A 19,831-nucleotide genomic window follows, 5' to 3' on the forward strand; every position below is an offset into this window, starting at 1 on the left:
TCAAAGAAGTCATTTCAGAGAGAAGCTTATTTTCCACACCTGTGAAAGAGCTCCCGCAATCAAAGACCGCATGGGACCCCACCTGAAATAAACGAAAAACGAATTCACCTCAGGCACCTCCATCCGGAACAGGGAATACGGATCTCAAACCGGGCACCTTTCCCTTCAGTTCCCGTCTCAGATATTTCTATATCGGTGACGGAAAGGATTTCAGAAGAAAACGCCAGCCCGAATCCGGTATTTTTTCCGTACCCGAACCGAAAGATCTTCTCCTTCTCGGAATCACCCACCCCAATGCCGTCATCTTCGAATACGACCACCAATGTGCCGTCAGCCTCCACGTTCGTGGAAATAGAGACGCGGGTGACCGTTTCTCCATGCCGAATTGCATTTTCCAGCAGATTGTACATCACCTTTTCAGACAGGGGATCCGCATATATCTCCACCGGGATGATTTCCACCCGTATATCAACCCCCCCATGGGGAAGGTTCTCTACCGCACGGCCAATCATTGTTCCGAGCATCTCCCAGACGGGTTTTTTCGAACCAATCTCCTGATACTCCTGAGAGTACTGCAGGTGCTGAATGATTTTATCGACGATATCAATAGATTGCGAAAGATATTCACCCCTTTCCTCGGCATTGCAGCCATCTTCAAGGATGGTCAGGTACCCGGAGAGGCCGGTGACGAGATTGTTAATGTCGTGCCGTGTCAGTTGGGAGAGCAGAGATATTTTTTCATTCGCGATCCTAAGAGCAGTCTCTGACGACTTCCTCTCTGTGATATCCCGAATGATGAGGACAGTACCGGCAGGCTTCTCATCCCGGTCCATGACCATCGACCCCGCAATACTGACAACACGGGGAATCTCATTGGGGAGAGTCGCTTCGAAGTCCGAAACTCTCGCCCCCCAAAATATCGTCTGCCGAATGTCCTCATAGGCACCATCCGGGATGAGCGACCCAATATCTCTCCCGACAAGGCCGGCCTCCGTGTCTCCGAAGATCTCTGTTGCAGACTGATTCACCGCGATGATATGCCCATTCTGATCCACGAGGACCATTCCATCGGGCATGGTCCCGAGGATCTCGGTGACCGCGGTCTCCGGACTCAGAACAAAGAGCCCGTACCGGCGAATTGCATAGGCAATGAGCATAGAGAATATAACAATCCCAATAAAGACCAGATTGGGTGCATAAATGCCATATGCCGGGAAGAACACAGCTGAGAGAAAGCCAAAGGCGATCACAGTGGCAACGCCGACACAGACAAGATAGTTTTGGCGACGGATCCTCCCGTGAGGTGCCCGCCGCCATGAAAGGAAAATGGCATAGACAGCCCAAACCATGAGACAGATGTAATAACCGATTATAATCTGGCATACGGGATTCGTCAGTACCGGCAGATAGACATATCCGAAACCTGGTTCGTAGGCAGCAATATAGATCCAGTCGGTAAGGATCCCGATAAGGGCAAAAATAACGGCAGGCAGATACAGGCCCGTACCCAGAATAAAAATCCGCTGCATACCCTTCGAAGGGATAGCATCGGTAAATGCAATGATGAAATGGACGGTGAGAGCGAAGACGATAGTCCATACAGAGCTTGCCTTCAGCCAGAAGAGGAAACCATTAAAGTCAGTAGCCTGCCAGATAAAGAACTCCCCGAGGCCCCAGTATGTCGCAGCGAGCGTCAATACGAGAAAGAGGCGATGAATCGGTGACGCTGTTTTTTGCGCATATACAAAGATTCCGAGACTATAGGTGATAATGGCGGAAAGGAGACAGAACCCGACAAGGGCATCTAAGACGAACGGGGAGAGAAGAGGCATCACGCCCACCAGAAACCTGCAGTTTGTGGCCCCATCTTTGAAATGCCCCAACCTGACCAATAAGGAATCTTTATTCTCACCATCCGGCACCTACGCAATACAAAGAGCTCTGTTTTCCATTATGAAAATGCTTTCTTCCTGACGCTTTATTTTATCCGCCAATCAGAAAACGAGAAAATATTCACAGCATAACAAAAATAATGTCTTTTCGTTGAATTGTAGCGCTAATGTACCGGAATTCCCCTTTACACAGATCGGGAACACAATTGCAGCACACGCAAAATACCCGGAATGGGCAGATAGCAAGGATGCCCCGACCCTCCCGGGAACCATCACATCCGGGAAAGGGCTTGTAGCTTGAGGGTGCCCCATCTCACTTTTTGCCGGAACAAAAAACCAACAAAAATCCGGCATCTAAGACACCATGTTGAGATACCTGCGAAAATCACCCAATAGTAATAGACCATGAAATGAAATCAGACTCCCCATCAGACGAAGTAACAGCCGGATATGGACAACCATCGCAATCCCCAGGAGGGCGGGGGAACAACACACACCGAAAGATTGCTGGCAGAGATCCACTCTGCTTTCACACCACCATCACAAAATCCTTCTTATCAGCGCCACACCGGGGGCAGACCCAGGTGTCGGGCAGTTCTTCAAACGGAGTATTCGCCGGGATACCCTGAGACTGATCCCCCGTCTCCGGAAGATAAACATACCCGCATCGTGTGCATTTATACTGCTGCATGCCCCTGAGTTGCCCGGCAGACCAGATATGTGTTTTGAGAAACACGGTGAACATAGGATAGATCTCCCACAGGAGAAAAACAGCACCTCAACTCAGGTTCATCCGTCCAAAATATGTAACCATCTTCAGGATAGGATACAGGAACAGAAAAGCGTCGAACACGCAGAATAGAACTATCAAACACCTTTCAGCAACTGACCGCCAGTAGTGAATCGTGTGTGGTGGCACGGGGATTTGTGCAGTTCTCAGGAATATATGCTGCCTTTCCCGTATCAAGGAGGCAGATGAGAGAGTTGTCCCGACTGATCAGGCATAAGCCACCACATCTTCGTTCTTTTACTAGCCGCACACTATGTGCCATACCCGCATCAGTAATTATTCGAAGAGACAGCCCTAAATGGTTTGTGTGTCAGAGGGAAACAGAGCATGGCAATACTCCATAATCCAGATAAAATATGGAGAGGTTAGATTGCACCATCTCCTTCTTCACCGGTTCGCACCCGGATCGTTCTCGTAACCGGAACAACGAATATCTTTCCGTCGCCGACTTGCCCGGTGCGGGCCGCCTCACAGATTGCGTCAACCACCGGGTCCACATCCCCGTCAGGAACCACAATCTCTATCTTTGATTTGGGGATAAGGTCCAGGACATACTCCGAACCCCTCCACTGCTGCTTAATGCCCTTCTGCTGTCCCCGCCCTTTCACATCGGTGATGGTCAGGGAGACTTTGCCGATGCCTTCAAGCGCATGCTTCACGTCCTCGACTTTGCTGCTCCTGATGATTGCATGAATCAGCTGCATCTACTCCACCTCCACAAATGGTTCGGTTACGACATAATTAGGGTATGCCGACATACCATGTTCACTGATATCCAGTCCTTCAAGTTCCTCTTCAGGTGAGACACGGATGCCGATGGTCTTCCTAAGAATCCAGAACACGAGGACACCAAGTCCAAATGCCCAGGCGAAGTTTACCACTACACTAAGAGCCTGCACGAGGAAGAACCCGGAATCTCCATACAGAAGCCCTGATACCCCGCCGTATGTGCCGTCGGCAAATATTCCCAGCGCCAGAAGTCCCCAGGCACCACAGATACCATGGACACTAACCGCACCTACGGGGTCATCGATATGCAGGACCCAGTCAAGGAACCACACACCCAGAACCACGAGCACACCGGCAACAGCGCCGATGATTACGGACGAGAGCGGAGTCACCCAGGCGCAGCCCGCAGTGATTCCGACAAGACCGGCGATAGCACCGTTCCCTGCCATACCCACATCCGGCTTGCCGTGCCACTTCCAGGTGATGAGCATTGCGACAACAAGACCTGCTGCTGCAGCAAGCGTTGTGTTCGCAGCGATTACTGAGATCCGCAGATCGGTGCCGACAAGGGTTGAACCACAGTTAAAGCCGAACCATCCGAACCACAGGATGAAGACACCCAGGGTGGCCATCGTGATACTGTGGCCGGGTATGGCATTTGGTGTACCGTCCTTCTTGTACTTCCCAAACCGTGGCCCGAGCACAAGAGCACCAGCCAGACCAATCCACCCGCCGAGAGCGTGAACCACACCGGAACCAGCGAAATCGAGTGCTCCCATCTGTGAAAGCCAGCCGCCTCCCCAGATCCAGTGGCCATAGAGGGGATAGATGAACGCCGTGACGACGATACTGATGAGGATATATGTGCTAAACTTACAACGTTCCGCAACGCATCCGGAGACAATGGTTGCTGCTGTCGCAGCGAATACCATCTGGAAGAACCATGACTGTATGGTTACCACATCATAGGCATCCCCCATCAGGAAGAACCCGGACCAGCCCATCAGCCAGTTGAGTCCCTCCATCGTACCATACATGATGGCAAATCCGATTGCCCAGTACGAAAGAGCCCCGATGGAGAAGTCCATCAGATTTTTCATCATAATGTTTGCTGCATTCTTTGCCCGGGTAAAGCCGCTTTCAAGCATGGCAAAGCCAGGCTGCATGAACATCACAAGGAATCCACACATCAGTACCCAGATAAAATCCAGGGGTGCAGAGGGGTTCTCAGCAAGAGTTGTCTCCCCGGAAGGATCAGCAGCTCCAACAGGACCTACGATCATTCCCAGGAAGATGAGAACCATAATAATCAGGAATGGTGATTTATTCGACATGTTGTTTCGTCCCATCCCCATGTAATATATAGGGATAGAAAGAAGATTCCACCCAATAATTTATAAATTTATCGTACAATCCATTCTGAGATATATAGTAATGCAATAGATCTATAGTGGACTATAATTTTTCATCTGCTACCGGATATACTCTTCAGCCCCTGTTCGAATATATTCGATCGCCGTGCGGATCGGAAAGATAAAACAGACAAAATACGATGAAATACGCAGTTATCAGGAAATATAAAAGAGATTACCCGGACAAAATCTTCTCACGGTTCCTGCTGCGTGAAGCGGTGAATGTCCCGCCACCAAAGTTGTGGAGAATTGTTTCAATCATCACAATCCCCCTGTACGGGAAGACCGATTTTTGGACGGCTTCCGCCTGCCTGCCCCGTCCCGAAGGATCTCCGGTATCCCGGCAGAAGAGCACTTTCTGTTCATACGGCAGTTGCACACCACCATTATCACCGGGGAACCCATACCATATAGCCATATGAGCACACCCGTCCCCCTCACAGAACTGCAACAGCGAATGACCCGGTTCCGCGAGAGAATGGATACCAGAGAACCGGACTGGGAATGCACAGTGATATTCAGCAATATCAACCTCTACTACCTCACCGGCACCATGCAGGACGGCATGCTCCTCATTCCCCGGGACGGCGAGCCCGTATTCCGGGTGAGGCGCAGCTATGAACGGGCCTGTGATGAATCGGTATTTCCCCGGATTGCACCGATGCGGAGTTTCCGCGATGCGACAGGAGACATGGCAAAGATGTCTGCCTCCATCCACCTCGAAACAGAGATCGTGCCGCTCGCCCTTCTGGAGCGTTTCCGCAAACACTTCCCGGTCAAAACCATTCTCGCAGCAGACTCCCATCTCGCCGCAGTGAGAGCGGTAAAAAGCCCATACGAACTTGCCAAGATGGAAGCCGCGGGAAAAGTTCACCAGAGAGTGTTTGAAAAACGGGTGCCCGAACTCCTCCGGGCAGGAATGAGTGAAGCGGAGTTTGCCGCACTCCTGTATCCGGTATTCATTGAAGAAGGGCACCACGGCATCGTCCGGTTCGGCATGTTCGAAACCGAAATCATCATCGGCCAGATCGGATTTGGTGTGAGCAGCCTCTACCCAACCGCATTCGACGGGCCGGGGGGCTCACGGGGCCTCTGTCCCGCTGTCCCCCTGCTTGGAAGCCGGAAAAAAACCCTGCAGGACGGAGACCTGGTCTTCGTTGACACCGGCTGCGGAGTTGACGGCTACCATACGGACAAGACCATGACCTATGTCTTTGGGAAAGACCTGCCGGATGAGGCCGTGGCAGTTCACCGGCAGTGTGTCGAAATTCAGGACCAAATGGCTGCAATGCTCAAACCCGGTGCTATTCCTTCAGAAATATACCAGACCATTACTGAATCACTCTCCCCGGAATTCCGGGAGAATTTCATGGGGTTCGGTGACCGCCGGGTGAACTTCCTTGGCCATGGGGTTGGCCTCCTCATTGACGAACAGCCGGTGATTGCTCGCGGATTTGACGAACCCATCACCGAAGGCATGGCCTTTGCCCTCGAACCCAAAAAAGGAATACCCGGAGTCGGCATGGTGGGTATAGAAAACACCTTTCTGGTCACCCCGACAGGCGGGCGGTGCATCACCGGCAGCCACCCCGGACTTCTCCCGGTGCCATTCCGGTAACCTTCCACAGACACCTGATTCCTCCCATTTTTCCCCGTACACCGCCCATCGCCCACATCCCGATGACAGGACCACACCCTCAACCATCGCCACCACTATTAAATATCACACCACCGTATTCCGGGATCATGACGGCACCATCAGGTGCCGGAAGAGAGGTTATACAAATGGAAGAAGGTCCCCGAGGAGCAATCCTCCAGCGCGACAAAGAGTCGTATGCGATCGTCCCCCGTACACCCGCTGGCATCGTCAGCCCCGAGCATCTGGAGAGCATCGTGAAAGTAGCTCGGCGATACGAGATTCCGGTTATAAAGATCACGTCCGGCCAGCGGATGGTTCTGGTTGGTATCAAAGAAGAGGATGTGGAACCGATCTGGAACGAACTCGGCATGACCGTCGGTGAAGCAACAGCACCCTGTGTCCATTACGTGCAGGCATGCCCCGGCACTGTCGTCTGTAAATACGGGCTGCAGGATTCGCTGACCCTCGGGCTTGAACTCGAGGAGATGTACCTGGACATGCATCTGCCGGCAAAACTGAAGATGGGAGTCTCCGGTTGTCCCCGGTGTTGTGGAGAGAGTCACCTGCGTGACGTCGGGGTGCTGGGCAAAAGAAACGGATGGACGGTGATCTTTGGCGGCAACTCCGGCGGCAGGCCACGGATTGGTGATGTTGTAGCAAAAGACCTCTCCGCGGATCAGGTCAAAGACCTTGTGAAACGCCTCCTCGTGTATTACCGCGATGCGGCAAACCCGGGTGAACGAACCGCACGCTTTGTTGAACGCGTCGGGCTGGATGCGATAAAAAGCGATGTGCTCTCACAGGTGCCCTACATCCCAATAGAAGACCTGAACCTGAAATAGGCATCGGGGACCCGACATCCCAAAATCCCAACCCTCATTTTCACCAAAGAGAGAAGGGTGGCACCCCCACATGCTGAACAATCAGGCAGCCCGCCCCCCGTTTTTTGATAAGAAAGCGCACTCTGATGACAATACAGCAGGTCACAACAGTGTACGTTCAGAGCCTGCTTCCATAACGCGCCGTGCATAGAAGAATACCGGAAGAGCGATGCACTGAACCAGTGCCATGATTGCAATGACCAGCGGGACGGAGATCTCATAGACCCACCCCAGAAGCAGGCTGCCTGCAAACCATGACGCTCCATAAATGGTATTGAAGATGCCATATGCCAATCCTCGTTTTGATACTGCGGTATAATCTGCAACAGCGGCCCTGAGGATTGTCTCCTGGATACCCATCACTGCTCCCCAGAGAATGGCTGCAAAGAGCGCCGAACCATACGATGCCCCAAAGGCGAAAAAAGGAATGACAAAGCTCACCACCGGCGCTGCGGCAAGGACAATGAGCCCGTGCCGGTCATACAATCGTCCGGCAACAAGTGCCACTACCGCATCAACACCCATTGCTATCGCATAGAAGAGCGGGATCTGGGCATTCGAGACAATCCCTGTAGATGAATAATGATATGCAATCAGCGGGAATACGGCAAAACCGGCCATTGTCAGCGCCGTAAATATGCCATAGGGCACCAGTGCCTGCGCGGAGAGATGCTTCCCGGACGTACCTGATACCATCTCCATCTCCTCAGGCACCGGCGCCTTCATACGGGTGATATACAGTGCCGCCATCATCAGGAAGAAAGGAATGAGAAGAAGTGCGAAGCCTCCCCGGTAGTCTCCCTGCACCAGAAATACCGCAGAAAATATGAGCGGGCCTGCAATGGCCCCTATCTGGTCCATCGCCTCGTGGATGGCAAACCCCCACCCTCTTCCGACAGTGACCGTCACGTTCGAGAGGATCGCATCCTTCGCGGGTGCCCGGATGCCTTTCCCCATCCGTTCGATTATATAAAGGACAGCAGCAATCTCCCATGACCCGGCAAGAGCAAGGAACGGTACTGCAAGAAGCATCCCATACCCAAGAAAGGTCAGTGTCCAGTAATGACGTGTGGCATCCGCAACATACCCGGAGATGAGACGGAGGCCATACCCGACAAACTCCCCAAAACCGGCAACAAACGCAACAACAAACGCACTGCCCCCAAGGATGTACAGGTACGGGCCTGCCACACTCCGTGCCCCCTCATAGCACATGTCCCCGAAAAGGGAGACAATGCCAAAAAGAAGGATAACAGCATATGCATTCCGCCTTGTACCCGCCGGGAGAGGAGAAAACGGCCCCATACATACTATTCTCAACCACCATCCGTAATCAAACAATGTGTCCACCCTCCAGAACACCCGTACATTCTCACCACCAAACCATTTATGAATCAATACCGAAAATACAGTGACAGGGAGGCCGTTCCCACGGAAAAATCTCAGAACAACCGAACAACGAATATTGCCCCGTCACAAGGGCTGCAACAGAGAGCCGTATTTATCATTGGAATAATCCTGGTTTCGGCCATATTTACCAGCGGATGCATGAATAATACGACAACACCAGCAACGCAAACAGGCGGTATCACTGACTCTGCACCATTCACGGTTGCAGTCACCATCCCGCCATACCGGGAATTCGCGGAAGCCATCGGAGGGGATCACGTCACGGTCATGGTCATGGTGCCCGCCGGGGCAAGTCCCCACACCTATGAACCCACGCCCGGTCAGTTGCGGGCGCTTGCAGATACACCACTGTACCTGGCAGTGGGTTCCGGCATTGAATTCGAGGAGGCATGGATGGAGAGCCTCACCGCAGTCAACCCCGGTATGCAGGTCGTTGATACCTCTGCGGGCATCACCCTTCTCCACACCGACGAGGGGGATGCACCCGTCACTGATACTACAGTAGGTACAGATGGCGACATCCGCTATGACCCCCACATCTGGCTGTCACCTGCAAACGCCCGCGTCATCGCACGCACTATCGCTGACGCCTATATCACGTATGCACCGGCAGACGCTGCATATTTTGAGGGGCAATTTGCATCATACGATGCAGAACTCGAACAGCTGGACCAGGAAATAGAGGAGACTTTTGCCGGAACGGATAAAAAAACGGTACTCGTCTATCACCCGGCATGGGGATACTATGCCGACCGCTACGGACTTGACATGCACGCGGTTGAAACAGACGGAAAAGAGCCCTCGCCAGCCAATCTTCAGAAAATCATCTCCACCGCAAAAGAGAACGAAATCCCGGTCATATTTGCCTCACCGGAGTCCCCGACACGCAACGCAGAGGCCATCGCAGATGAAATCGGCGGGCAGGTTGTCTACATAAGTCCCCTTGCAGAGGACTACACGGACAATCTGGTACAGGTGACAGATGCGTTCAGGACGTGGGGCGTATGAATACGAAACCGCCGGTCATCGAAGTTGAGCAGGTAAACCTCTTCCAGAACGGGCATCCGGTTCTTGAGGATGTCAGCCTGACGGTGAATGAACATGAGTTCCATGCGATCATCGGCCCGAACGGTGGGGGAAAGACCACACTCCTCAAGGTGATCCTCGGCCTCATCCGTCCGGATTCCGGCACGGTCAGAGTAATGGGCGGCACACCCCACGCGATGCGGGCACATCTCGGGTATGTGCCGCAGTTTCGCACCTTTGACTTCCAGTTCCCGATATCGGTAGAGGACATGGTGGTATCAGGACGTCTCGGCCATCTTGATAGTCCCTTCCGGCGCCTGTCACATGTAGACAGGGAGGCAGCGGACGAGGCGATGGCAACAATGGAGATCACCCATCTCAGGGACCGCCCCATACACGACATCTCAGGCGGGGAACGACAGCGGGCAATCATTGCCCGTGCCCTTGCCGGAAAACCCTCCGTCCTGCTCCTTGACGAACCGACCGTCTATGTGGACAGTCCGACCGCAGAACGTTTTTATGATATTCTCAGTCGTCTGCGCGAAACAATGACCATCGTGCTCGTTACCCATGACATCACCGCCCTCTCACCGGATGTCACCCACATCTCCTGTGTCAACCGGCGTCTCTTTACGCACCATGACAACCAGATCACAGAAGAGATGATCACAGGCGCCTACCACTGTCCGGTAGACCTCATCGCCCACGGTATCCCTCACCGGGTCATCCCCGACCACGACAACCGAGTATTCGGGGGCAGATAATGATAGAAGCACTGGGATTTGAATTCTTTCGCAATGCCCTCATCGCAGGGGTGCTTGCTGCGATCGCCTGCGGCGTCATCGGCAGTTTTGTGGTTGTGAAACGGATGGCCTCCCTTGCAGGCGGCATCTCTCATGCAGCATTCGGCGGCATCGGTCTGGGGTATTTTCTCGGAATAGATCCGCTTGCAGGTGCTGCAGCAGTCGCACTCGGCACGTCTGCTGCCACCGCGTGGATACGAATGAAGGCGCACCAGCACCTCGACACCCTCGTTGGTGCAGTATGGGCCACCGGCATGGCGGCAGGTATCCTTTTTATCTACCTCACCCCTGGGTTTGCCCCCGACCTGTTCAGCTATCTATTCGGAAATATTCTCCTCGTCCCGCGTGACACACTCCTCATTATGGCTGCACTCACCGCAGGTATCTGCATCGTTGTGGCGGCCCTCTATCCCCGCCTTGTGGCGGTAAGTTTTGACGAGGAGTACGCCTCAGTAATGGACCTGCACCCCGATTGGATCATGGTCATCCTTCTGCTGTTGACCGGCCTCACGGTAGTGATGCTCATCCAGATTGTCGGAATCATCTTGGTGATAGCACTCCTGACACTGCCGGCGGCAACCGCACGCCTCTTCTCTAATAGTATGAAAGAGATGATCATCAGTGCGTCCCTCCTGGGCATTCTCTTCACCACCGCCGGCATATGGCTCTCGTACGCCTTTGACATCCCATCCGGAGCGACGATTGTAATGGTGAGTGCGTGTGTGTATTTTGGAGCACTGCCCATCCAACATCACATACGGGGCGGGAACCGCGGCGAATCCCAATAATATCATCTATGAAACTCCGGATGGATGAGAACGAACCCGATTAACAGAAAAGAGGGAGACTGATGAAGGTCAGACCTCCTGCATAAACCGGACACAGGTGCTGTCGTCTTCTGTATGCAGTGTCAATTCATTCCCGCTCATCCGGTAGGAGACCGCCTGTTCCAGCGCCGCAAGATACCCACTCTCCTGATCCATCACCCCAACAGGCGTTTCACAGTACATCATCGTCATACCCAGCGGGCCAATGGAGATTGTCGGCCCGTCTGTCGTGTATGAACCAAAATAACTGTTGCAGCCGCTCTTACCCGTCACCTGTCCGTCTTCACCGAAGACTGCGGTCACATCGGTGCCCGCCAGTGCAGATACCGTATTCCCGCCCGCATCCCGGTATGAGACCATCTGCCACTCACCTGCGGTCAGTTTCGGCTGTGCAATGGCATAGGTCACGAGAATACTACCGTCTTCATCCCGCAGGGTGAGCGTCTCCGGCGCCCGTTCAAACGTGGAAACATCACCCAGAAGGGCCAGATACTGAGACTCCTGCTCCATCACTCCTTCAGGCGTTTCGCAGGACATCCGGGTCGAGCCGACAGGGCCGATGGTTAACTCCATCCCACTCACCGAATATGACGCAAAATAATTGTTGCAGCCCGCACTGCCGGTCACCTGCCCGTCTTCACCGAAGACCGCGGTGATGGTGGTGCCCACGAGTGGGGAGATAACACCACCCTGACCATTATTGTAACCAGTCACTTCCCAGTCCTCCCCCTGCGGAGCCGGAGTGTATCTTTTGTATACCGCCATTCGCGTACCGTCTGCATCCGTGATGGTCAGATCACCAGGTCCAACACGGAAGGAGGCAGCCGCCTGCACAGCCGCAAGATACGCACTCTCCTGTGCCATCACACCTTCAGGGTCCATGCAGTACATCTCCGTCATGGCAAGCGGCCCGATGGAGATGGCACTACCGGTCACGACATATGCTCCGGAATAGCTATTGCATCCCGCCGTCCCGGATATCTGCCCGTCTTCACTGAATGCTGCCGTGACAGCAGTCCCTGTGAGAACAGAGACAAAACCGCCCGCCCCATTGTTGTAGCCAGTGAGCATCCATTCTGTTCCACCCAGGTTCTGGTTCACCGCACGGTAGACAAGGATTTCCTGCCCGGATGAGTCCGTTATTGTAAGCTGATCACCTGAGACCATGTATCCTGCCGCTGTCCGGAGGAGTGACAGGTAGCGTGACTCCTGGTCCATCACACCCGACTCACCGCAGTACATCATCGTCACTACTGGCATTTCCACTGTAAGCGACTGCCCATCCGTGACATATGCCGCAGTATACGTGTTGCACCCGGATGTGCCCCCCACAGAACCGTCTGCGAACTCAGCGGTGACAGGTGCTGTTGCAAGCGATTCTGTCATGGAACCGTCCATATTCATATAACTCTCCAACATCCAGACTGTGCCGGTCAGGTCGCCCCCTCCCATCGGTTCCTCTGTACATCCACAGCAGAACACGACGCCAAGGAGAATAAGAACCGTCCCCACAGTCATTGTCCCTCTTCTCATACGTCCCTGAATATCATTCAGACCATATATGTACTATGGTAAAAAGATGGATTTCCGGTTCACACAACCGGTATCAATGACCCATATTCCATCACACACCATGAGGATTTCATGAGATCCCGCACAAGAACAGGAATAACCGAATCTCCAACCATGGAAGAATCGGCCGGATGATATGAAAAATATGGTATGATTATGGATTCAGGGCTTCGCGACCCAGTTCAAAGGCACGGATATTGGTCTCGACGGTCTTTGGCGGGACAGACCGGGAGATCGCTTCCCTGAGGGCCTCAACACTCAGTGGCAGCACGTGTGACGCCGCACCAAGCATCACCACATTCTGTGCGAGAATCGTGCCCGCCTCGATCGCAAGACCTGCCGCATCAATAGCGGTGCAGGAGACATCCGCGAGTCGCTCCATGACTTCAGCCTCTGTCGGCACCTCAGCGCCTGCTGTGAAGGCCGATGTAGGCACAATGACCGAATCGCTCGTCACGATGGTGCCGCCGGGTTTCAGGAAATGGCGGTACCGGAGCGCCTCAAGGAGATCAAACGAGATGATAAGATCAGCAGTACCCGGTGAGATCAGCGGGCCATATACCCCGCCGATACGGATATGGGTCTCCACAGATCCACCGCGCTGTGCCATCCCGTGGGTTTCAGCTCCGCGTACAGGCACTCCCGCAACGAGGCATGCCGTGCCCAGAATGTTTGACGCAAGAATCGTGCCCTGTCCGCCGACACCGACAATCAGCACATCAAAGGATTCGGTCATTTCGCACCCCCCTTGTGAATTGCCCCCGCAGGACAGATGTCAGCACATACCGAACATCCGCTGCAGAGACTCGTAATCAGCGCCTTTCCGTCATGGAATTCAATGGCCGGACACCCGAATTTTACACAGAGGCCACAACCGGTGCAGACCTCCGGGTCCACCACATACGGTTTCCGGCGGATACCCTCACGGCGTGCGGCAATCACACACGGCTGGCGGGCCACAATCACCTTTACACCGTCGCGTCCCTTCGCTGTTTTCAGTGCCTCGAGAAGACCGGTGAGATCATAGGAGCTGACCGTCTCAACCCAGGTCGCACCGACGGAGCGGCAAATCGCTTCAAGGGAAACGGGGGGAGAGGCCACACCGGTGGCAGTCACTCCCGTATTCGGGTTGGGTTGGTGACCGGTCATCGCCGTGATACGGTTATCGAGAATGACGACCGTTATATTGGCACCGTTATAGACCGCATTCAGGAGTCCCTGAATACCGGTGTGCAGGAATGTCGAGTCTCCGATGGTGCAGACCACCGGACGTGTCTCACCAGACTGCGCGATCCCGCTTCCGACAGTGATGGACGCACCCATACAGATGGTAGTGTCCACCACTCCGAGCTGGATGCCGAGGGTATAGCAGCCGATGTCACTCGGGAAGATGCCGTCTTTAAACACCCTCTTCATTGCATAGAAGACCGCACGGTGGCCACATCCGGCACAGAGAAGCGGCGGGCGGGAAGGGATGCCGGCCTCAGGCTCTACCACGGGGTAGGTCTTTGTGGGAACATATCCTGCAGATACCATCGCCTGCGCCACCGCCGCAGGAGATAGCTCCCCTTCCAGCGCCAGATGACCATCCATCTTTCCGTGGACAACCGTTGTCGTCGCAGCCATGCGGACTGACTCTTCAATGACAGGCGAGAGTTCTTCGATGACAAGCACCGTCTCATGCTGGTCCACAAACGCTTTGAGCCATTCGGCATCAATCGGGTAGGCACCGATTTTTGCAAAGGAAACACCCTCGGGAATGAGTTCTTCCACATAAGATGCGGCAATACCTCCACTGATGATGGCTGTTTTCCCGCGCACCTCTGCGGAATTAAACCCGCCTTCAACAAGCATCTTTGCAAGGGGCGCCTGTTTTTCATTGAGCGTTTTGTGCAACACACGCGTATGGACAGGGATGACCACATACTGCTGCGGGTTTCTGACAAACTCACCCGTCCGGTGCCCGGTGCCGACGTCACCGGGTTCAATATCACTTTTCGAGTGGCATATGCGTGTTGTCGGGCGGAATAGCACAGGCAGTCCCACCTTTTCCGATAGAGTAAATGCCGCCTTCATCATTGAATGCGCATCACGGATACTTGCAGGGTCAAGACACGGGATCTTTGCGAAGAGTGCATATCGCCTGCTGTCCTGTTCATTCTGTGAACTGTGTGCATAGGGATCATCGGCAGAGAGAATCACAAACCCGCCTGTCACCCCGGTGTAGGCACTGGTAAGGAGCGGATCTGCTGCCACATTAAGCCCGACATGCTTCATCGTGACAAGAGAGCGGATACCCGTCCATGCCGCAGCAAGGGCATTTTCAAAGGCAACCTTCTCATTTACCGACCATTCAACGTAGAAATCACGGTCTTTCTGGTGGCGGAGGGAATCAATCACTTCTGACGACGGAGTCCCCGGGTACCCGCTTGCAAAGTCAATCTCTGCTTCCAGGCACGCGTGGGCAATCACCTCGTTCCCCAGCATATATCGAGTATTCATACCTGACAGAAGATATGAGTAAGAACCGGTTTATACTATTCTGATCCAATTGGCACTTGCCGCCCGAAAGGGGAAATTTGAGACCGACGAGACGTGAATCAAAACTGTTAATTACCCAGGAGTCCCATCTAATTAGGTAATTCTACGAGTGGGCCCGTAGCATAGTCGGTGGTGCACCCGGCTGATAACCGGGAGGTCGTGCGTTCGAGTCGCACCGGGCCCATTATTCTTTCATATTTTTGGTGATGAGAGTCATCCTTTAATGCATCTTTTCGGATTATGCCCGGTATGTTCGCCATTGTTAATTCATTTCCTTAATAAGGGGGCGCTTCCCAATACACTGTATGGACATACGACAGGCCGCGGCGGTCGCTCTTGCAGGGGTTGTGCTTTTTATATACCTCTCAATCATTGGCCAGTATGCGGCAAGCATCGCAGTTATGATCATCCTGATCATCGGCATGACCATCTACATGACCAGGCTTGGAAAAATAATTGGAGACATACCTGAACTGACCGCAAAACTCAGCCCGGATGCAAAAAGCGTTATCATCAGAAACTCTGGAAATACCAGTGCCGTGCAGATTCATGTCGCACTCGTCCCGCTTGATATTGAATATGATATCACAGAGATACCGGCAGAGGAAGAGCACACACATTCCCTTGACACGATGATCAACGAGGCGAAGGCATTCATCACATGGAAAGATAGTGAAGGCCACACATTCAGCCATGAAAGTGCCATCTCCGCGCTGGGGAAAGGAGAGGACGACCTTCTCAAACCGATGTTCCCGATGTTTGATATCAAAAAGTAATACGGAAGAGAGCAGCCGCTGTCACTGTATTGGTATGGAATCACCTGAAAGGTCTTCTCCTACAGGTTCTGAAACATTCGTTTATCCTTTTTTCCCTGTCTCAGACTGAAGCTTTGAAAAGAGAGGAGGTGGAAATCCCCTCTGAATGATAATCGTATGAAATTAATTTCCGGGATGCAGAATATTGCATTTCCTCTCAGGAAACAATAACCCTGCAGGAAGGATATGTTCTGGTAATGACAGGTATTGCACCGGTGCGATATGCAATCAGGCAATCCATCCGGAATTATCAGGGAGAGATTCCCCGTCCGGCCATTCATCCCGACTGGTATGTACAAATACTGATAGGTATCTGTCCCGGTTCATTTCCGGACTCACTCCAATAAATCCTCACTATTTATATCCGGATACTCTGTAAACCGCTGACATTGGTCATTTCCGGCAGGAAAATCTTCCTGGAGTTCCGTAAAGAACGTGCGGACTGCATCCATATCCCCCCGTTCAAAGGCAGCACGGATTTCTGCCACATCTACTCCCCACTCTTCGAGGATGGAAATATGGCCCTCGATCTGCTCATTACGTTTTCGCTCACCAGTCTGGTCACGGCCACATTCACCGTCTCCGGACCCGGGGTCATGCTCTTCACCGGTACCGATTAGACCCTCATCCTGGAGTTCTTCCACCAGAATATGGATCGCATCGGTGTCTCCCGATTCAAAGACAGCCTGTATTTCTGTTACATCTATACCCTGCTCTTCAAGAAGAACAAGACAATGCACCAGTAATTGATCCGGGTCACTGACACTGTTTGTATCAGTGCCGGGACCTGCGCTCGCCGGGAAGATGACAAGTGCAGAGAGACAGAACGTCACGAAAAGGCCTGCCAGTAGTATCTTCGAATGTCTGATCATCTGTGAACTTCCTTTTTCTTTTTCATTGCCGGGTGTGCCGAACCGAAACATCTCGGACACATCCTGCTCTCTCCATACATCAGTCAGACAAAGGATAAATGAACAAAATGATAATGATTGCACGACAAAACCGGACGGTTAAATTCATCCGCTCTGCGTTCATCAGCGGTGAAAAAAATAGTTTGCAGTATGGACTGCTCTGCTCTGCAAGATTATCAGTTTTCGGCGTCTTTCTGTTCAGCCAGAAGGAACTCAAGAACCGTGCCCATCGCCTCATGCAGACGGGATTCATCCGTTGCATACTGCTGGACTGCCTTATAGAGCATCACAATCGCTTCAAATCCGTACAGGTCGGCGGCATCCTCTGCAGTGAGGTCTTTTTTGTATGAATCGACTAAAAAACCGTCACTGCTGTACATCAGTTCTGAGAATACACCGTCTTCCCCCAGCACAAGATACTGGTTGTCCACCTTCTTTGTCATGTTGTCCGGACGGTAGGGCAGAGGCTCAGTCTTTCCCAAAATCAGCATCTTCTGGTCAAAATAGACAGTATCATAGAGTTCTCCTTTCCCATCCCGTTTTCCCCGAACCATCATCATGAGACCCGCCTGGGGAACAATCTCTGCGGCATCCTTTGTCAGACGCACAATCATGGGCACTACCGCCGCATGCATCTCCGGGGAGAGGGCGTCGACCCCTTCTGTGCTCTTCTTTGCACAGGCAACTGCTGCCTGAAATCCTTCTTCAATCTTCTCCAGATCGCATGAACCCTGCATAGATGAATGATTATTCAAAAGAAGCATTAATTCTTCCCCAACATTAACCGGAAATCCGGAAAAATGAGTGATGAAAATGCCAGATCCAGAACCCGATCAGAGTGGTTCAGCCAGCAGGTAATGGCGGCGGTGCCCGGTCACTTTTACCCGGAGACGGGTCCCCATGGCGATTTCAGTTGGAATGACAATATTCTGATAGGTGGCATCCCGTGCAATGACCGTCCCGTCCTTCTTCTGTTCGGTGACAAGCACCGGGAGTTCGCGCCCGATCCAGCGAAGATTCTCTTCATCATAGATCCGTTCGGTGAGGCGCGTGAGAGCACGGGACCGTTCTTTTTTCACCCAGTCAGGGAGATCACGGTGAAGGGCAGCAGGTGTCCCCTTCCTCATTGAGAAACGCGTGATGTTCACCTTGGTCGGACGCACCCGGCTAATCATCTCAAGGGTTTCGTCAGACTCGCGGCATCGTTCTGTGGGATAACCTGCAATGATATCTGTTGACACACGCACATCCGGAATCTCTTTGCGGAACGCCGCTACAATCGCCTCAAACTCTGCTGCTGTGTAACCGCGGTTCATGGATGCAAGGACCGCATCAGACCCCGACTGCACCGGTAGATGCACAAACCCGAAGATCTTCTCGTGGGCAAATGCGGGCGCAAGTCGGTCAATGATCCGGCCCGCTGTCGCAGGATTCATCATCCCCACCCGGAGGCGGAAATCGCCCTTCGCACCGGCAATCTGCTCCAGCAGGTATGCTAAGTCCAGCCCGATGTCCATGCCCCATGCACTTACATCCTGACCGGTGAGCTGAATTTCATAGGCACCTCCTGCTGCAAGCCGCTCTACTTCTGAAACAATTGCGTCAGCGGAAAAACTCTTCAGTGGGCCGCGGGCCTGCCGGGTGATGCAGTACGCACATGACCCAAGGCAGCCGGTGCCTGTCTGGACGACACCCGTATGGGGGTCGGTCATCGCTCCTACCTCCGGGCATGTCCGATACATCTCCTCCGGCAAAATCAGGTGAAGAGTTGGATCGGTCTCAAGGAGGAGATTACGCTGCACCACCGGCATGCACCCCGTCACAACGATTTCTCTCCCGGCAAATGCACGGATACGGCGCAGCATCGCCCGCTCGGTTGCCCCCACAACCGTGCAGGTGTTCAGGATAATGCACTCCGCTTCCTCAGCAGGCACCTGCACACATCCCTGCCGCTTTGCAACCGCGACAATCTTTTCCGTATCGGCGTGATTGAATGTACAGCCATATGATTCAACGTGGATGGTCTTGTCTCGAAGGGTGTCCATATCTGCTCCGTTTCGTGGAATAACGTTTCACCGGCAGGGTGATAATGATGAGGATAGAGCAGTATCAAGATTTTTTTTCATGATAAGCCGGTCTTCCCCTTCTCCAAAATATGCAGATCTTATCTCTGTGACCATATAGCCGAGGGTGTCATATAAAGAGCGTGCCGGGAGATTTTCGGGATGGACTGAGAGATATAGTTCCCGGATCTCCAGAGCCGCAAAACGCTCTTCAAGGGCCTGCATCAGGGCACGCCCAATTCCCCGGCCACGATGGGACGGCAACACCCCGAGGCGGATGACCCATGCCACGTTCCCGCCGGTTACCGGCGCACCGATGGCATATCCGCAGATCACATCATCACAGACGGCACAGAGAAATGTTCCCCCGTACAGAACCCCCGCCTGACGGACGAAGACTGCTCCCTCATAAGATTCGTGCTGCTCATCCCCGTTGAGGGTCCGGACAGCGCCAAAGTCATCGTCAGTATACTGCCGGATGGAAAAACCACGTTCTTCGGCCATCATCTTCTTCCTCAGG

General features: G+C 53.2%; 20 protein-coding genes and 1 tRNA gene. 8 read left to right on the plus strand and 13 right to left on the minus strand.

Going from position 1 to position 19,831, the window contains the following annotated elements:
• Positions 1-104: 104 nt before the first annotated feature.
• The 5 genes from OU421_RS03310 to OU421_RS03330 all read right to left on the minus strand — a co-directional run bounded on the left by OU421_RS03310 (position 105) and on the right by OU421_RS03330 (position 5,241).
• Entirely contained in the window at positions 105-1,832 is a 1,728-nt protein-coding gene (locus OU421_RS03310) for a PAS domain S-box protein (protein ID WP_268187189.1), read from the minus strand.
• A gap of 589 nt (positions 1,833-2,421) precedes the next feature.
• A complete protein-coding gene (locus OU421_RS03315; protein WP_268187190.1) occupies positions 2,422-2,583 on the minus strand; it encodes a rubredoxin in 162 nt (53 codons plus the stop codon).
• A 464-nt stretch (positions 2,584-3,047) separates the two neighbouring features.
• Positions 3,048-3,386 (minus strand): P-II family nitrogen regulator, encoded by a 339-nt coding sequence (locus tag OU421_RS03320; RefSeq protein ID WP_268187191.1) that lies wholly within the window; start codon positions 3,384-3,386, stop codon positions 3,048-3,050.
• Positions 3,387-4,745 carry an ammonium transporter gene (locus OU421_RS03325; protein WP_268187192.1) on the minus strand — a complete coding sequence of 453 codons (1,359 nt, stop codon included), beginning with the start codon at positions 4,743-4,745 and terminating at the stop codon, positions 3,387-3,389. It lies immediately after the preceding gene.
• A 253-nt stretch (positions 4,746-4,998) separates the two neighbouring features.
• Positions 4,999-5,241, minus strand: coding sequence for a hypothetical protein (locus OU421_RS03330; protein WP_268187193.1), 243 nt, complete (start codon positions 5,239-5,241; stop codon positions 4,999-5,001).
• Here OU421_RS03330 and OU421_RS03335 point away from each other — a divergent pair, their 5' ends adjacent.
• Together OU421_RS03335 and OU421_RS03340 are read left to right on the plus strand one after the other, a co-directional pair.
• Positions 5,242-6,441: a M24 family metallopeptidase gene (locus OU421_RS03335; protein WP_268187194.1), complete on the plus strand. Its 1,200-nt coding sequence runs from the start codon at positions 5,242-5,244 to the stop codon at positions 6,439-6,441.
• 167 nt (positions 6,442-6,608) lie between these two features.
• Positions 6,609-7,304 carry a nitrite/sulfite reductase domain-containing protein gene (locus OU421_RS03340; protein ID WP_268187859.1) on the plus strand — a complete coding sequence of 232 codons (696 nt, stop codon included), beginning with the start codon at positions 6,609-6,611 and terminating at the stop codon, positions 7,302-7,304.
• A gap of 141 nt (positions 7,305-7,445) precedes the next feature.
• On the opposite strand, the gene OU421_RS03345 is transcribed toward OU421_RS03340, so the two are convergent.
• On the minus strand, positions 7,446-8,648 hold the full coding sequence (locus OU421_RS03345; protein WP_268187195.1) for an MFS transporter: 1,203 nt from the start codon (positions 8,646-8,648) through the stop codon (positions 7,446-7,448).
• Positions 8,649-8,891: 243 nt separating this feature from the next.
• On the opposite strand from OU421_RS03345, the gene OU421_RS03350 reads away from it, so the two are divergent.
• Genes OU421_RS03350 through OU421_RS03360 form a run of 3 tightly spaced genes read left to right on the plus strand, consistent with a single transcriptional unit; the run spans position 8,892 to position 11,370 of the window.
• Positions 8,892-9,761 (plus strand): metal ABC transporter solute-binding protein, Zn/Mn family, encoded by an 870-nt coding sequence (locus OU421_RS03350; protein ID WP_268187196.1) that lies wholly within the window; start codon positions 8,892-8,894, stop codon positions 9,759-9,761.
• Positions 9,758-10,543: a metal ABC transporter ATP-binding protein gene (locus OU421_RS03355; RefSeq protein WP_268187197.1), complete on the plus strand. Its 786-nt coding sequence runs from the start codon at positions 9,758-9,760 to the stop codon at positions 10,541-10,543. The genes OU421_RS03350 and OU421_RS03355 overlap by 4 nt, the downstream gene beginning before the upstream one ends.
• Positions 10,543-11,370 carry a metal ABC transporter permease gene (locus OU421_RS03360; protein ID WP_268187198.1) on the plus strand — a complete coding sequence of 276 codons (828 nt, stop codon included), beginning with the start codon at positions 10,543-10,545 and terminating at the stop codon, positions 11,368-11,370. Before OU421_RS03355 ends, OU421_RS03360 begins: the two co-directional genes overlap by 1 nt.
• A gap of 69 nt (positions 11,371-11,439) precedes the next feature.
• On the opposite strand, the gene OU421_RS03365 is transcribed toward OU421_RS03360, so the two are convergent.
• The 3 genes from OU421_RS03365 to iorA all read right to left on the minus strand — a co-directional run bounded on the left by OU421_RS03365 (position 11,440) and on the right by iorA (position 15,483).
• Positions 11,440-12,942 carry an META domain-containing protein gene (locus OU421_RS03365; protein WP_268187199.1) on the minus strand — a complete coding sequence of 501 codons (1,503 nt, stop codon included), beginning with the start codon at positions 12,940-12,942 and terminating at the stop codon, positions 11,440-11,442.
• Between the two features lie 193 nt (positions 12,943-13,135).
• A complete protein-coding gene (gene iorB, locus OU421_RS03370; RefSeq protein ID WP_268187200.1) occupies positions 13,136-13,717 on the minus strand; it encodes an indolepyruvate ferredoxin oxidoreductase subunit beta in 582 nt (193 codons plus the stop codon).
• The gene (gene iorA / locus OU421_RS03375) at positions 13,714-15,483 is read right to left on the minus strand and encodes an indolepyruvate ferredoxin oxidoreductase subunit alpha (protein WP_268187201.1); all 1,770 of its coding nucleotides are present in this window, start codon (positions 15,481-15,483) and stop codon (positions 13,714-13,716) included. The genes iorB and iorA overlap by 4 nt, the downstream gene beginning before the upstream one ends.
• A gap of 150 nt (positions 15,484-15,633) precedes the next feature.
• Between iorA and OU421_RS03380 the strand changes: the two genes are divergently transcribed.
• The 3 genes from OU421_RS03380 (at position 15,634) to OU421_RS03390 (ending at position 16,684) form a co-directional block, all read left to right on the plus strand.
• Positions 15,634-15,706 (plus strand) — tRNA-Ile (locus tag OU421_RS03380).
• Positions 15,707-15,827: 121 nt separating this feature from the next.
• Positions 15,828-16,298 (plus strand): hypothetical protein, encoded by a 471-nt coding sequence (locus tag OU421_RS03385; protein WP_268187202.1) that lies wholly within the window; start codon positions 15,828-15,830, stop codon positions 16,296-16,298.
• A gap of 236 nt (positions 16,299-16,534) precedes the next feature.
• Entirely contained in the window at positions 16,535-16,684 is a 150-nt protein-coding gene (locus tag OU421_RS03390; RefSeq protein ID WP_268187203.1) for a hypothetical protein, read from the plus strand.
• On the opposite strand, the gene OU421_RS03395 is transcribed toward OU421_RS03390, so the two are convergent.
• From OU421_RS03395 to OU421_RS03410, 4 genes are all read right to left on the minus strand, one after another.
• Positions 16,673-17,269, minus strand: coding sequence for a hypothetical protein (locus OU421_RS03395; protein WP_268187204.1), 597 nt, complete (start codon positions 17,267-17,269; stop codon positions 16,673-16,675). The genes OU421_RS03390 and OU421_RS03395 overlap by 12 nt on opposite strands.
• Positions 17,270-17,424: 155 nt before the next feature.
• On the minus strand, positions 17,425-17,985 hold the full coding sequence (locus OU421_RS03400; RefSeq protein ID WP_268187205.1) for a hypothetical protein: 561 nt from the start codon (positions 17,983-17,985) through the stop codon (positions 17,425-17,427).
• Between the two features lie 96 nt (positions 17,986-18,081).
• Positions 18,082-19,293, minus strand: coding sequence for a tRNA (N(6)-L-threonylcarbamoyladenosine(37)-C(2))-methylthiotransferase (locus OU421_RS03405; RefSeq protein ID WP_268187206.1), 1,212 nt, complete (start codon positions 19,291-19,293; stop codon positions 18,082-18,084).
• 27 nt (positions 19,294-19,320) lie between these two features.
• Complete coding sequence (locus tag OU421_RS03410; protein ID WP_268187207.1) at positions 19,321-19,818, minus strand: GNAT family N-acetyltransferase; 498 nt, start codon at positions 19,816-19,818, stop codon at positions 19,321-19,323.
• Positions 19,819-19,831 lie beyond the last annotated feature (13 nt).

It is taken from the genome of Methanogenium organophilum, assembly GCF_026684035.1.
Lineage (GTDB): Archaea > Halobacteriota > Methanomicrobia > Methanomicrobiales > Methanomicrobiaceae > Methanogenium > Methanogenium organophilum.